At 68.1% G+C, this 12,901-nt stretch carries 10 protein-coding genes and 1 pseudogene; 2 read left to right on the forward strand and 9 right to left on the reverse strand.

What is annotated here, in order from left to right; translation table 11 throughout:
• The 8 genes and pseudogenes from EII35_RS15960 to EII35_RS11000 form a co-directional block, all read right to left on the reverse strand.
• A pseudogene (locus EII35_RS15960) lies at nucleotides 1-361 on the reverse strand (peroxiredoxin family protein); the annotation flags it as partial.
• Nucleotides 348-1,265 carry a c-type cytochrome biogenesis protein CcsB gene (gene ccsB, locus EII35_RS10970; RefSeq protein ID WP_125228514.1) on the reverse strand — a complete coding sequence of 306 codons (918 nt, stop codon included), beginning with the start codon at nucleotides 1,263-1,265 and terminating at the stop codon, nucleotides 348-350. The pseudogene EII35_RS15960 and the gene ccsB, both read right to left, overlap by 14 nt.
• Nucleotides 1,258-2,703, reverse strand: a complete 1,446-nt coding sequence (locus EII35_RS10975; RefSeq protein WP_125228515.1) for a cytochrome c biogenesis ResB family protein — start codon at nucleotides 2,701-2,703, stop codon at nucleotides 1,258-1,260. The genes ccsB and EII35_RS10975 overlap by 8 nt, the downstream gene beginning before the upstream one ends.
• An 8-nt stretch (nucleotides 2,704-2,711) precedes the next feature.
• Nucleotides 2,712-3,401 carry a cytochrome c biogenesis CcdA family protein gene (locus EII35_RS10980; protein WP_125228516.1) on the reverse strand — a complete coding sequence of 230 codons (690 nt, stop codon included), beginning with the start codon at nucleotides 3,399-3,401 and terminating at the stop codon, nucleotides 2,712-2,714.
• A gap of 3 nt (nucleotides 3,402-3,404) precedes the next feature.
• Nucleotides 3,405-4,262 carry a tetratricopeptide repeat protein gene (locus EII35_RS10985; RefSeq protein WP_125228517.1) on the reverse strand — a complete coding sequence of 286 codons (858 nt, stop codon included), beginning with the start codon at nucleotides 4,260-4,262 and terminating at the stop codon, nucleotides 3,405-3,407.
• Nucleotides 4,263-4,294: 32 nt separating this feature from the next.
• A complete protein-coding gene (locus tag EII35_RS10990; protein ID WP_125228518.1) occupies nucleotides 4,295-5,776 on the reverse strand; it encodes an ammonia-forming cytochrome c nitrite reductase subunit c552 in 1,482 nt (493 codons plus the stop codon).
• Nucleotides 5,777-5,782: 6 nt separating this feature from the next.
• On the reverse strand, nucleotides 5,783-6,280 hold the full coding sequence (nrfH, locus tag EII35_RS10995; RefSeq protein ID WP_125228519.1) for a cytochrome c nitrite reductase small subunit: 498 nt from the start codon (nucleotides 6,278-6,280) through the stop codon (nucleotides 5,783-5,785).
• A 321-nt stretch (nucleotides 6,281-6,601) separates the two neighbouring features.
• The gene (locus tag EII35_RS11000) at nucleotides 6,602-8,719 is read right to left on the reverse strand and encodes a DUF6493 family protein (protein ID WP_185744287.1); all 2,118 of its coding nucleotides are present in this window, start codon (nucleotides 8,717-8,719) and stop codon (nucleotides 6,602-6,604) included.
• A gap of 120 nt (nucleotides 8,720-8,839) precedes the next feature.
• On the opposite strand from EII35_RS11000, the gene EII35_RS15965 reads away from it, so the two are divergent.
• Nucleotides 8,840-10,096, forward strand: a complete 1,257-nt coding sequence (locus tag EII35_RS15965) for a DUF2254 domain-containing protein (protein ID WP_185744288.1) — start codon at nucleotides 8,840-8,842, stop codon at nucleotides 10,094-10,096.
• 447 nt (nucleotides 10,097-10,543) lie between these two features.
• Nucleotides 10,544-11,545 (forward strand): class I SAM-dependent methyltransferase, encoded by a 1,002-nt coding sequence (locus EII35_RS11010; protein ID WP_125228522.1) that lies wholly within the window; start codon nucleotides 10,544-10,546, stop codon nucleotides 11,543-11,545.
• A 63-nt stretch (nucleotides 11,546-11,608) separates the two neighbouring features.
• On the opposite strand, the gene EII35_RS11015 is transcribed toward EII35_RS11010, so the two are convergent.
• Nucleotides 11,609-12,628 (reverse strand): alpha/beta hydrolase, encoded by a 1,020-nt coding sequence (locus EII35_RS11015; protein ID WP_125228523.1) that lies wholly within the window; start codon nucleotides 12,626-12,628, stop codon nucleotides 11,609-11,611.
• Nucleotides 12,629-12,901: the final 273 nt, after the last annotated feature.

The following is a 12,901-nucleotide window of genomic DNA, read 5'->3' on the forward strand; positions in this document are numbered from 1 at the left end:
GCAGCCACACGGGCTTGCCGCGAAGCGCCTTCATGTCGACCAGCCCACCGTCGATGTCCGTCGCAGTGAACTCCGGGGCCGCGTCGCCGACCCGCGGGGCCGGCTGCACCCCCGCGATCTCCACCTGCGACATCGCCTCGCCCGTGGCCTGCGACTGCCCCTGGCCCCCGGGCTTGACCACCCACCACGTCGCGATCGCGATGGCGAAGGCCGCCACCAGCACCAGGGCGAGCTGGCCGAAGGTCGACGACCTCAGCCGCGCCCGCCACGCCGGCTCCCCCGCAGGTGTCCCCGTCTGTCGTTGCGGGGTCGCCTCGTCGGTCTCCAGGAACTCCTCGACCTCATCCTCAGACGTAGGCATGGAGGCCTCCGAAGAACATGTTGCCGAGGTAGGTGAACACGACCGCGACGAAGCCGAGGATCAGCAGCCACGCCGACTTCGAGCCCCGCCAGCTGCGGGTCACCCTGGCGTGCAGGTAGGCGCCGTAGATGAGCCACGTCACCAGCGCCGAGGTCTCCTTCGGATCCCAGCCCCAGTACCGACCCCACGCCACGTTCGCCCAGATCGAACCGAGGATCAGCATGAGCGTGAGCATCGGGAAGACGACGACGGTGGCCTTGTAGCCGAGCTCGTCCAGGGCATCCCGGCTCGGCCAACCACGCCACGTGACGTGCGGGGCGAGCAGGAACATCACCGCCGCAGCGAACGACACCACGGCCGCGCCATACCCGACGGCCGCCGTGATGACGTGCAGGGTCAGCAGGGGCGAGTTCCGCAGCGCCGGCATGAGCGGGTTCGGCTGGTAGGACATCGTCGAGGCGTAGATGAGCATCGCCAGGATGACCGGCATCGTGATGATGGCCATCGTCCGGATCCGATGACGCCACTCGAAGTACACCTGCGCCAGCAGCATCCCCCACGCGAACGAGAGCGCGAACTCGTAGTGGTTGCTGAACGGGGCGTGTCCCGTCGCGATCATCCTCGTCACCAACGCCCCGGTGAGCAGCAGCAACGCCAGCAGGGTCAGCTTCGTCGCCCACCAGGTGATGGTGAAGCGACGCGAGGCCACGTGCCGCGACCCGCCCGTCACCGTCACCTCGCCCTCCCCCACGACGACACCGTCACTCGTCACCGACACCTTCGCCGGGGTCGGGGCGGGGTTCCTGGCCATCCGCGCCGCCAGCACCGCCCCGAAGTAGGCGACGGTGGCGACGACGGTCAGGGCCGTCGTGATGAGCAGCAGGGCCTGCGAGTACTCAATCATCGGTGGACTTCCTCTCATTCGTGGCGGCCAGTTGGGTGCTCACCCGTTCCACGAGGTCCGTGACGAAACGGGTGAAACCGGAGTCCTGGCGGTCGGGGGAGGCCATCTGGACCAGCGTCCCCTCCCCAGCCTCCGACACCCGCAGCCACAGCCGCTGGTGCCGGAAGAACATCGTCATACAGGTCCCGACGACCAGGAGGGCGAACCCCGCCCACACGATCGGGGTGCCGGGGTCGCGACGCAGGATCATCCCGGTGAACTGCTGCTCCCGCACGAAGGTGAGCGTGAACTCGCCCACCGCGGTGGGGGTCCCCATGTCGAGCAGGGAGGTGGCCACAGGTGTGGTGGCCTCCCCGTCGTAGAGCTCGACCTTCACCTGGCCGGGCGCGATCCCCGTCGCCACCTGACCCGACGCGGATCCGATGACGTAGAGGACCTTGCCGCCCGTGAGCGGCACGTTGCCGTAGGTGAGGGTCTTGTCCTGGGTGCTCCACTCCAACGGCACCCCGCCGTCGAGGACGACCTCCCCGGATGCGTCGGTCACCGTCATCACGGCGGCGACCCCGAAGTAGGCCTGGTGGAACATGAGGCCGCCGTGGCTGAGCGGCTCGTTGACCCGGACCTCCTGCTGCGCCACCGTCTCGCCGCCCTCACGCAGCACCAGGTCGGCCACGTAGTCCTTCGGGGCGCCGTTGTCGTAGTAGGTGTCGCGGAACCCGGTGGCCTCCACCACGTACCCGGTGCCGTGGCCGACCTCCCGGGGATGGCCGATGGTGAGGGTGAACTGCTCGTCGCGGAACCCCGCCACCGACGAGACGACGAAACCCGCCATGATGACGACGAAGGCGACGTGGGCGAGGGCGGTGCCGAACGGCAGCCACGCGTGCCGGTCCATGTAGGCGCCCTGACCGTCAGGGATGACCCGCATGCCGTGACGGCGGGCGTCCTCGACGATGAGATCGCGGGTCTCCTCGACCGGGCGGTCCGTGACGAAGCGGGTCCGCAACCGCGCCACGTCGAAGAACCGGGTCTTGACCCGGGTGTGGGGGTGGCGGGCGGCCTTCCAGAGGATCGGGATCCGGTGGGTGGTGCAGGCGATGATGGATGCGGCCAGCAACCCCATGACGGTGAGGAAGACCACGGAGGAGAACATCGAGAAGAAGCCGAGGGCGTTGAGGATGGGGGTCCAGCCGCCGACGGTGGTGGCGACCTTCTCCAGCCAGGCGGCCTGCCGTTCGGGGTCCCCCGCGATGCTGGCCGGTTTCTGCGGCAGCAGCACCCCGATGAACGACAGCACGCCGGTGACGAGGATGAGGACGAGCCCGAAGGCCTTGTTGTGGAACAGGGCGTAGATCCCGTGCAGGAAACGCGCGGGGGACACGTCGAGGGGCTCGTCCAGCCCATCGGCGGCACCGGTACGGGGGGTGTCATCGCTCATCGTTCACCTCAGATTCCGAATCCGGGCATCAGGCCCGCCAACCGCGAGAACATGTTCGTCACCATGAGGAATCCGACGATGACGAGGAGCGCGCCCGTGGCCAGCGAGATCGCCACGTGGTGTCGTCGGAACCAGTCGAAGTGCCTGGTCACCCGCGCCGACCCGAGGGCCACGGCGATGATGGGCAGCCCGAGGCCGAGACAGTAGGCCACCATGAGGGCCAGCCCCGACCACACCGTCGCGCTCGCCGTCGCCATGGCGAGGATGCCGCCGAGGACCGGCCCGATGCAGGGAGTCCACCCGGCGGCGAAGACCACGCCGATGAGCCCGGCCCGCACGGCGGAGGCGCGGCCGCCGGGCATGCGGGCGCGCACCACGGAGTCGAGGAACGGGATGCGCAGCAGCCCCGCCACGTGGAGGCCGAGGAAGACCAGCACCGCCCCGCCGAGGATGCGGGCGTGGTGGGCCCAGGGACCGATCGAGCGTCCGACGAGCCCCAGTGACGCCCACATGGCGATGAAGACGAGGGAGAAGCCCACGACGAAGGCGGTGGAGTTGGCGAGCGCGACCCGCCGGTCGACGTGACGCGGGTCGGAGCCGACGAGTTGCCCGACGAAGACGGGGACGATCGGCAGGAAGCACGGCGAGGCGAAGGACACGAGCCCAGCGAGGAGGGCCACCGGCACCGTCACCTCCACGGCTCAGCCCTCGGAGGTCGGGGCGGCCGTGGGCGTGGCGAGTTTGCCGAGGTGGACGGAGACCTCCTTGGCGAGTTCGGAGTTCGGGTCGATCTCCACCACCTTGTTCCACGCCTGACGTGCCCGTTCCGGGTCGGCGGGGGTGCGTGCCATGTAGAGGAAGCCGAGGCTGTACCAGGGTTCCTGACGGGTGGGGTCGAGCTCGGTGATCCGCAGCCAACGCTTCTCGGCGTCGTCGTAGCGGCTGGCGCCGTACTCGGCCGCGCCCATGCCGAGCAGGGCCTCGAGGTGGTCCGGGTCCTGGTCCAGGACCTGCTGCAGCAGGGGGATGGCCTCCTGGTACAGGGCCGCGTTGTAGTACATGGTGCTGAGTTGAAGCCGCGCGTCGATGTTGGCGGGGTCGGCCTCGATCTGGGCCTTGAGTTCGGCCTCCCGCTCCTTGTCGATCTTCTGGGCCTGGTCCAGCTCGGCGATGGCGGAGGCGTCGACGGGTGGATGGTTGCTGGGCATCCCCGCCATCGGCTGCTGGGGCTGGGGGCGTCCCGCCATCTGCACGATGATGACGATGGCGGCCGCGAGGAAGGCCACCAGGACGAGGTTGAGTCGGGACACCCCGGTCCGGCGTTCCAGCCCGGAGGTGCGGGCCGGTTTCGCGACCGGGGTGTCGTCGGCCTGTTCGTAGTCGGGCAGCAGATCCGCCAGGTCAGCCGCGTCCGCCTCCGACGGCGGCGTCTCCGGCGTGGCCGTGCCCTCGTCGAACTGGGCGAGTTGTCGGCTCGCCCAGTCCTTCAACGGGTCCGGGGCGGTGGCGAGGAACGCCTCGAGGTCCTTCCTCGTGAATCCTTGGCCTTCGTTCTCCATCGCCCCGGTTCATTCCCATCTGTCGTGTGTGGTCAGTTCTCCTGCACCGGCATGTGGTTCTCGGCCTGGGCCGGCGGCTTGCTGTTCTCGACGACGACGCCGCGCAGCGCCAGCTGACCGGAGCGGGCCCAGTCGGTGGCCTGGTTGAGGATCGACACCGCGTACTGGGGAGCGTGGAAGCCACGCCCGTTCTCCGAGAAGGAGTAGTCGACGACGAACTGCGCCTTCCGCTGGTAGTCGCGTGCGAGGGCGAGCTGCTCCTCGGTGGCGCTGCCGTCGTTGGCGGCCGCGGTGATGTCCTTGATGAGCGCCTCGAGGGCCGTGAAGCTCACGTTGAGGGAGTTCTGCCAGGTGGTCTGGATCCCCTCGACGCGCTGCCTCATCTCATCCTCCGTGGAGTTGTGGCAGGTCAGGCAGGAGGCGTTGATGGACTCGTCGTTGACCATGGGGCTCATGATCTGGTGGTTCGACACCTTCGCCGCGCCGTTGCGCTGGTACGGCATGTGGCAGTCGGTGCAGGTCACACCGTTGGCGGCGTGGGTGCCCTGGGCCCAGGTCTCGTAGTCGGGGTGCTGGGCCTTGAGGGCGGGGGCGCCGCTCTCCGCGTGCTCGAAGTCCACCCAGCCGATCTCGTCGTAGTAGGCCATGGCGTCGTAGACGGTCAGTCCCTTGGCCCACGGGAAGGTCAGGGTCTTGCCCTCTCCCGCGAAGTAGTACTCGACGTGGCACTGGGCACACACGAACGTGCGCATCTCGAGGTTGGTCGCGTCGCGGTTGACGTCGTAGTCGGCGACGCCCTCGAGCGCCTTGACCTTCTTGATCCCCTCGATGAAGGCCGGGCGGGTGATGGTGAGTTCCATCGTCTTCGGGTCGTGGCAGTCGATGCAGGCGATGGTGGATCCGACGTGCTGGGCCGCGTCCTGGAAACTCATGGCGTTCATGGCGTGGAACCCGGCGGTGCGGTCGCCGTCACCGAGCTTGTCGTAGACCTCCGGCATGGATCCGTGGCAGTTGAGGCAAGTGCCGGGCTGCTTGAACGGGTCCTTGGTGCGCTTGGTGTTGACCTGGTCGATGAAGGCCCATTCGTGGCCGCGCGGTGCGGTGTAGTCGACGGCGAAGGGGTAGCCGCGCCACATCAGCTGGGCCCTGGGCTCCATGTCGATGCGGGAGATGGTGTGCGTCTCCCGCGGGTCCTCGTCGGTGGGTTCGACCTTGACGAAGTCCCCGTCGGTGTCCTCAGCGGTCTTCTTGTACTGGTCGTAGTGGATGGGGAAGTTCCGCCCCCACACCGCCGGGTCGTAGGTGGTGTCGGTGAGTTCCACCACCTGGGTGAAGGGCTGCTTGGCCTCCTCCTTGCGTTGGAAGATGTTCGTCAACAGCCAAGTGAGCGCGGCGGCCGCCACCGCCACGAAGAGCAGGACGACGATGGGAACCCACCTCTTGCGGGGACCGGTCCATGTCGTGGGGGTCTTCGTCGTGGGCGGTGTGTCGTTGTTGTCAGTCGTGGAACTCATCTCTCCTCACCTCTCATGACCGACGCCGTCGTGGCAGCGGATGCAGGACATCTGCTCGCCCTTGTGCTCGGAGCTGTTGTTGGCCTGCTCGACGTGGTTGCCGTGGCAGTCGATGCATGCGGCCTCGACGATCTCGCGGTTGTGGTCGCGGATCTTGATGTTCTCGGGGTAGTTCTCGAACGTGAACTTCAACGCATGCCAGAAGCCGTTGTCCGCCTTGTTCACGTACTTCCCGACGATGTCGCCGTGCGGGGCGTGGCACGAGTTGCAGGTGGCCACGTCGTGGTGGGGCCCCTTCAGCCATCCCTCGTACTGCTCATTCATGGCGTGGCAGTTGGCGCAGGTGGCGGGGTCGTCGCCGAGGTAGTCGGTGGCACCGGAGTAGTAGACCGTGAACGCCCCGACTCCCAGGATCATGCCAAGCAGGGCAGCGAGGGCAACACCCGTCCACCCCGTGAAGGCACGGGTGAATTCCTGCCACCTTGAGACGATGAAACGCTTCATGGTGCCTCTTCTTCGAGTGCTCCTGGGGACGCCTCCGTCGTCCCATGACGACGGCTCCGACTGAGAGGGTGCGCGGATAGGCGCATCTACTGCGGTCGCCCCGGTGTCCCCCCTGGCTGTGTTGTCCTCCTCGAACGCACCACCCAGTGCGCTCTTCGTCGTCCGCCTTGCCATGAGGCCACCGTGACGATCCTCGTCACGATCCGCCTATCCGCGTACCCTCATGTCTCCGACGCTAACACAGGGAGTCATCGCTGTCTCGAGAACCCCCGCAATATCACAGCGAGACAGGTTAGGTCAACCTAAAGACATTGGCGCACGTCAGGCGTTCAGAAGTCGCTGTGCGGCCGTCGCGGCGGCCGAACGTCCCGAGAACTGTGCCAACCACCCTCGCAGCGCGGGGTCCTGGGTGACCAAACCCTTGCGGACCTGTTCGTCGTGCAGGAGGGTGAGCAGCTTGGCCACCCCGGTGGCGCGGGGTTCGAGCCTCGGCAGCAGGGCCGTGAGCACGTCGATGACGGCATCCGGGTTGAGCTGGGCCGCATCCGCCAGGGAACCGGCCCAGCGGGAAAGCGTCACCTCGGGCACCACCTCTGCCATCGCCGTGGCCATCTGGTCAGGAACCAACCGGTCGGGAACCCTCGCCGCCAGCAGCTCCGCAGCACTCGCCCGGACCGCCTGGTGACGCGAGGCCAGCCCGAGGGCGACGCACGTGCCCGTGGCCACGTCCCAGCGTCCCGGGTGGCGGGCCAACAGTTCGAGGGACAAAGCGTCGAGTTGGCGCGGCGCCACCTCGGCCAGGCCCCGATGGAGGGCCATCGAGGCGGTGGGGACCAGCGGCGAGGTGTCGTCGGGGAAGGCCAGGGCCATCGCCTGCAGGTGCTGGGGTTGCAGGGTGTAGAGGTCCTGCCAGAACTCCTTGTCGTAGGTGGTCCGCTCCGGCACGGTCATCCCCAGCAGCGCGGCCCCGCGTTCCCGGTCCTCGGGACGCAGCCGCCAGATGCCCTGGAACAGATCGGCCGGCGGGGCAGGAGTCGGATCGACGGCCCGCTCGGCGAATCCATCCCAGGCGATCCAGCCGTCACCGTCACTCGGGGTGGCGAACAGCGCGCGACGAGGACGTTCACCTCGAACCATCTCCACCACCTCGCACATCCGGATGACCCAGACCCGAAGCGCGGAGCCGATCTCGCCGTCGCTCTCCCCCGCCCTGGGTGTGTGGAAGGGGTCCAGGGCGCTGGGCGGGATGCTCGGGGCCTCGGGATCCAGCACGGCGTGGATGAACTCGGCGGGGACGGACTCCCGCTTCGCGCAGGTCCGCGCCCGCTTCGCCAAGGGCGCCAGGACATCGGCGGCATCGTCGGCGACGGCCACCCAGGCCATCGCGAGCTCCAGCTCGAGCGCATCCCCACCCTCGATGAGGGCCGCGGCCCGCTCCAGCGCGTCGTCACCCCACGGCACAACACTGAGGACGGGGGTCCCATCGACCTCCAGGGGCGCGGTCCCCGTCGCATCGAACCCGAACTGGGCGGCCACGGCGGGGGACAGCAGTTGCGCCCCCGCCCGCAACACCTCCTCGGCCCCGAGGTCCCGCAATGCCTCGGCGGCTGCGATCTGCACGTCCCCGTGAGGGTGGGACAGCGCGATGCTGATGGCCTCGGCCCGCCGCTCGGCCGGGGTGTCGAGGCGTTGGATGATCCTCAGCCCCGCCAGGGCGATGCTCTTCGCCCCGGTGAGGGGACCGTGGCAATGGTCCAGGAAGTCGGCGGAGGTGAGGAGCCCCGCCCGCTGCACGGCCGCCAGCTGCTTGGTGGCCAGCGACACCGTCGCGTTGATCCCGGAGTCGAGCGCGCGCAGCAGGAGATCCTGATCGACCGCCGCCTCCTGCGGGGTGGGTCGCAGCTCGGCGTAGAGACCGGAGAACCAGTTGGCGTGATACGCGGGGAGGTCACGCAGCAGGCCTGCCAGGCAGGCTCGAAGCACCCGGGCGCGATCCAGGAGGCCCTCGGCGACGAGGGTGGCGATGTCCGAGGCCCAGTGGGCCCTCGGGCCGTAGGCCGAGCGGTCGAGGCTCGCCAGCGAGTCGTCGGCGCCGCCGTCCCAGGCCAGGACCTGCCAGATCAGCTCACGCAGCTGCTCGTCGCGGCGCAGCAGGTGCAGCCGGTGCCCCTCGGAGGCGGTGACGAGGACGCGCACGTAGGCGTCGTCGTGCTCGACCTCCAGCCCCTCGAAGAGTTCCCGAAGCCTCGTCTGGTAGGCGGTCCCGACGAGCCTGGAGGGCAGTTCACCGTGCTGGGCCTGCAGCCCGAGCAGGAAGGCGTGAACCTCGACCAGGGAGGGCTCCAGCGCGAAGAAGTGGTCCAACACCTTCTCCAGCTCCATGACGGTGTGCCACCTCAATCCTCTGGAGGCGTCGAACCACAACATGTTCACGGCCATGCGGGGAGCTTACCCCCCGCTGACTTCGCCTGGGCCGACGACGGGACCGGCAGCTCAGCGACGATACGGCGGATGCGTCGGGATCCGGCCTGTGGGCTCTCTCCTGCGATACTTGCCGCCATGAACTCACCCGAGCGCGTCATGACGGCCCCGCACCTCCATGCCACGCCCAGCACCTCACTCCTGCAACGGATGTTCCAACCCTTCTGGGTCGTTCCCGCGGTCGTGATGGCGGTGGCCCTGCTCTCCGGACTGCTGCTGCCGCTGGTCGATCGGGCCGTGGGGCAGTCCCTGCCCTACGCCTTCCTCGGCGGCCCCGAGGCAGCGCGATCGATCCTGTCATCGATCGCAGGGGCGATGATGTCGGTCGCCGGTCTGGTCTTCTCCATCACGATCGTCGTGCTGCAGTTGGCGTCCAGTCAGTTCACCCCGCGTGCCCTCGGCGAGTTCCTGTCGAACCGTACGACGCAGCTCACCATGGGCACCTTTCTCGGCGCCTTCACCTACGCGCTGACGGTGATGCGCGTCGTCGTCGACAGCACCGACTCCTCGCCGGGCTTCGTGCCACGCCTCTCCGTGACGGCCTCCTACCTGTTCGTCCTGGCCTCGCTCGTGATGTTCCTCATCTACATCCGACAGATCACCCGGTCCGTCCAGGTGCAGGTGCTGATCCGGGAACTCGGGGACCGAACCGTCGGACTCATCGTCTCGATGTACCCGGACTCACTCGACGACCAGAAGGAGGGTGAGTGGCGACGGTGGGGGCGCGAGACCATCGTGACGATGGACGAGCACCACGGGCACGTCGTCGAGATCGACGAGGCGTCGCTGGTTTCCTTCGCACAGGAGAACAACCTCAGCATCGAACTCCTGGTCAAGCCCGGCAACTTCGTCACCACCGGCACGGAGTTGGCGCGGATCTTCGGCGAGGTCGACGAGGACACCGCCTCCCAGCTCCGCTCCCGCATCAGCCTCGCCTCCGAGCGGACCATGGCGCAGGACCCGACCTTCGGGCTCCGTCAGCTCGTCGACATCGCCGATCGGGCCCTGTCGCCGGGCGTCAACGACCCGACGACCACCCGCGACGTCCTCAACGAACTCCACCGGGTGCTGCGGGTGCTCATCACCCGACACGAACCCGCCGAGTACCTGAGCGACGACGAGGGCGTGGCCCGGCTGCGCAGGAGCCAGACCTCCGTGCCGGACACCGTCGCGTGGCCGCTGGAGGAGATCCGTCACTACGCCGAGACCTCGCCCAACGTGCTGCGGCACGTCGAGTCGATCATCGCGGATCTCATGGCAGCCGGACGGCCGGAGCACACGGAGCAGCTCCAACGCTCCCTCGACCGCGAGGCCGAGGAGAACTCCACGGAGTAAGAGGGTGCGCGGATAGGGGGATCGTGACGAGGATCGTCACGGTGGCCTCCGGGCAAGGCGGACGACGAGGAGCGCACTGGATTGTGCGTTCGAGGAGGACAACGCTGCCAGGGGGACACCGGGGCGACCGCAGTAGATTCGCCTATCCGCGCGCCCTCTAAGAGGTCAGTCAGGTCACGAATCGCCGTTCTGGTTCGGTTGGAACGTTTCAAACGACGGCTCGCGGAAGCAGAACGGCGGTTCGTGTCCACCCCGACACCGCCCCTCACCCCCTCCCGCCCCCGCTGGCCTCCCGCCAGCCTCCTCAGCACGCTGATTCGCCACACCCAACACAGGCGAATCCGCGCTCGCCCTCCCGAGGGGGGTCGCCTCTCCGCGCACGCTCCGAGTTGACTCGACTCACGCGAGATCGCAAGATGATTCTCGTTCTCAGGAAAGGAGAGGGTCATGCCGACGCGACATCACCAGAAGCTGCCCACTGAAGGGCCCGTCACGGACGTCCAACGCGCCGATCTCACCCGGCCGACTGCCCTGGCCCGACCCGAGGACCTGATCGACTGGCGGCTGGCCGTGACCTGGGAGGCAGCAACCTCCTGCGGGATGATCGACGCCCTGCCCGGCACCCCCGACGAGGTGGCCGAGACCGCAGGGCTCGACGCCGGGGCCGTTGCCGCCGTGGCTCACCTTCTCGCAGAATGGGGGCTGCTGACGGTGGGCCATGATTCGAGGATCACGTGCGGCCCAGCGATGCCCTCCCCCGCTGAGGCGACAGCTCTGGCTCAGCACGGGGTGTGGGTGCGTCGCTGGAGTTGCCTCGTCGGGGAGAGGCTGCGGGACCGTACCGCACCCCCTCCGGAGTCGCTGCGACGCATCGACCCGATCGCGCGACTGAAGCACCTCGCGGCCGCGTCGCAATCCTTCATCCCCCGAGTCATCGACGCCTGCCTCGCGCAGGCTCCGGGGGCGAAGCGGGTGCTGGATCTCGGTGGCGGTCACGGGGAGTACAGCATCGAACTGGCCCATCGAGGGCTGGCGGTGACGATGCAGGATCTGCCCGACGTCGTCGCGGCGGCTCGGCAGGACCCGAGACTGGCGGGGGTACGGCTCGTCGGGGCCAGCCTTGTCGACGAGGTGGCGGAGGGCCCCTTCGATCTGGTGCTCCTGAGCACCGTGACCAACATGTTCGACGCTCAGACCAATCGGGACCTGATGCACAGGATCCGCCCGGTCCTGGCACCGGGTGGGCGGGTGGCGATCGTCTCCTACATGCGTGACCGGGGCGTGGTGGGCGCGGTTTTCGGGGTGCAGATGCTCGTCTCGACCGACGCCGGTGACGCCCACGCGGCGAGCGATCACCTCGCATGGCTGGCCGACGCAGGTTTCGAGGACTGCTCCGTGACGGATCTCACCGACCCGCCCCTGACCCTGGTGGTGGGGCGGCGTCGGTGAGGGGGGTTCGGCGCGCCGCCGGTGGAGGTCCGGGAGGGGCGGCGCGCCGAACGTCGGGGGAGGTCAGGAGGCCCGCTTCAGGTGGGCGACGATCCCGTCGATGTCCTCCTGCATGCGGTGCTTGCGGACGAAGTGTCCACCGGGCTCCTCGTAGCGGGTGTGGGGGATGCCCGCCTGGTTGAGCAGATCGCCGAACTCACGCTGACCATCGGCCACGTGCTGTTCCTGCAGGGAATCAAGCACGTTCTGATCGATGGAACCGGGATTGATCCTCCCGTCGAACAACGGGCTGCGATCCTGCCCGGCAACGAGGAAGATCCGCTTGTTGCGGTAGCTCTCGATCCGCTCGACGGGGTTGTCGGCGCTGACGAGGTCCTCCCGCCACGGCACGCCGTAGGTCGTGCGACCGAACTCGGCCAATCCCGTGCCATTGATGTAGTGCGCCACCCGGCCGCCGTCGCGACGCAGGCTGGCCGGCCCGGAGTGGGAGCTCACCGAGGCGAAGTGGCCGTAGTACTTCGCGGTGTACTTGAGCGCCCCGAAGCCACCCATGGAGAAGCCGGAGACTGCTCGGCCGGCGTACTCGGCATGGGTGCGGAAGTTGGCCTCCACCCAGGGGAGCAGTTCGTTCATGTGGAAGGTCTCCCAGTGGCGCCGGCCGACGATGATGCTGGTGCTGGCCGGGTTGGAGTACCAGCCCGCGATGCCACCATCGGGCATGACGACGATGATCTCCTTGTTGTTGACGAGCTCCTCGATGCCCCAGTTCCGGAACCACAGGTGATCGCCGAAGCCACCGTGGAGCAGGTACAGCACCGGGTAGCGCTTCCCGCTGTCGTGATAGCCCGTGGGCAGCATCACCATGACGCGTGCCGCAGGCTTCACCTGAGCGGAGATGGATGTGCTGTTGAACTGGAAGACCTTGAACCGGGGGCCATCCTCGATGACCGTGGGCTCCCCCCGGAGGTCGGCCCGGGCGGGCGAGGCGGCCAGTCCAGCGGCCCCCACTCCGAGGGCCGATGCGGCGACGAGTCCAGTGGTCCCGAGGAAACCACGACGCTTGATGAGACGGTTGGATGACATGACACTCCTTGTCGGAGATGGACTGCATTTCCATGTGTCAGGCACGACCCGTCACGGGGATGGGGTATGGAACAACGGCGGCCCGCATGGAGCCGCTCACCCCCCCGTGACGGCCACGCCGTCTTGTGCAGCCAACCTAACAAAGTCGGAGGAACTTTCGAAGGAGGCTTGAAAAATCAATCGGGAAACCATCCTCCATCACAGGAAGCCCTCCCCCACCACCGGCCTCCCACAAGCGGTTCGACCGCGAGCAGCGGCCGAGCGACGTCGAGA

The organism is Arachnia propionica, from assembly GCF_003932785.1.
Classification (GTDB): Bacteria; Actinomycetota; Actinomycetes; order Propionibacteriales; family Propionibacteriaceae; genus Arachnia; species Arachnia propionica_B.

What these genes read in the sequence shown, in the direction of transcription:
- ccsB (WP_125228514.1), bottom strand. Translation starts at nt 1,265, where the DNA reads ATGATTGAGTACTCGCAGGCCCTGCTGCTCATCACGACGGCCCTGACC.
- EII35_RS10975 (WP_125228515.1), bottom strand. Translation starts at nt 2,703, where the DNA reads ATGAGCGATGACACCCCCCGTACCGGTGCCGCCGATGGGCTGGACGAG.
- EII35_RS10985 (WP_125228517.1), bottom strand. Translation starts at nt 4,262, where the DNA reads ATGGAGAACGAAGGCCAAGGATTCACGAGGAAGGACCTCGAGGCGTTC.
- EII35_RS10990 (WP_125228518.1), bottom strand. Translation starts at nt 5,776, where the DNA reads ATGAGTTCCACGACTGACAACAACGACACACCGCCCACGACGAAGACC.
- nrfH (WP_125228519.1), bottom strand. Translation starts at nt 6,280, where the DNA reads ATGAAGCGTTTCATCGTCTCAAGGTGGCAGGAATTCACCCGTGCCTTC.
- EII35_RS11000 (WP_185744287.1), bottom strand. Translation starts at nt 8,719, where the DNA reads ATGGCCGTGAACATGTTGTGGTTCGACGCCTCCAGAGGATTGAGGTGG.
- EII35_RS15965 (WP_185744288.1), top strand. Translation starts at nt 8,840, where the DNA reads ATGAACTCACCCGAGCGCGTCATGACGGCCCCGCACCTCCATGCCACG.
- EII35_RS11010 (WP_125228522.1), top strand. Translation starts at nt 10,544, where the DNA reads ATGCCGACGCGACATCACCAGAAGCTGCCCACTGAAGGGCCCGTCACG.
- EII35_RS11015 (WP_125228523.1), bottom strand. Translation starts at nt 12,628, where the DNA reads ATGTCATCCAACCGTCTCATCAAGCGTCGTGGTTTCCTCGGGACCACT.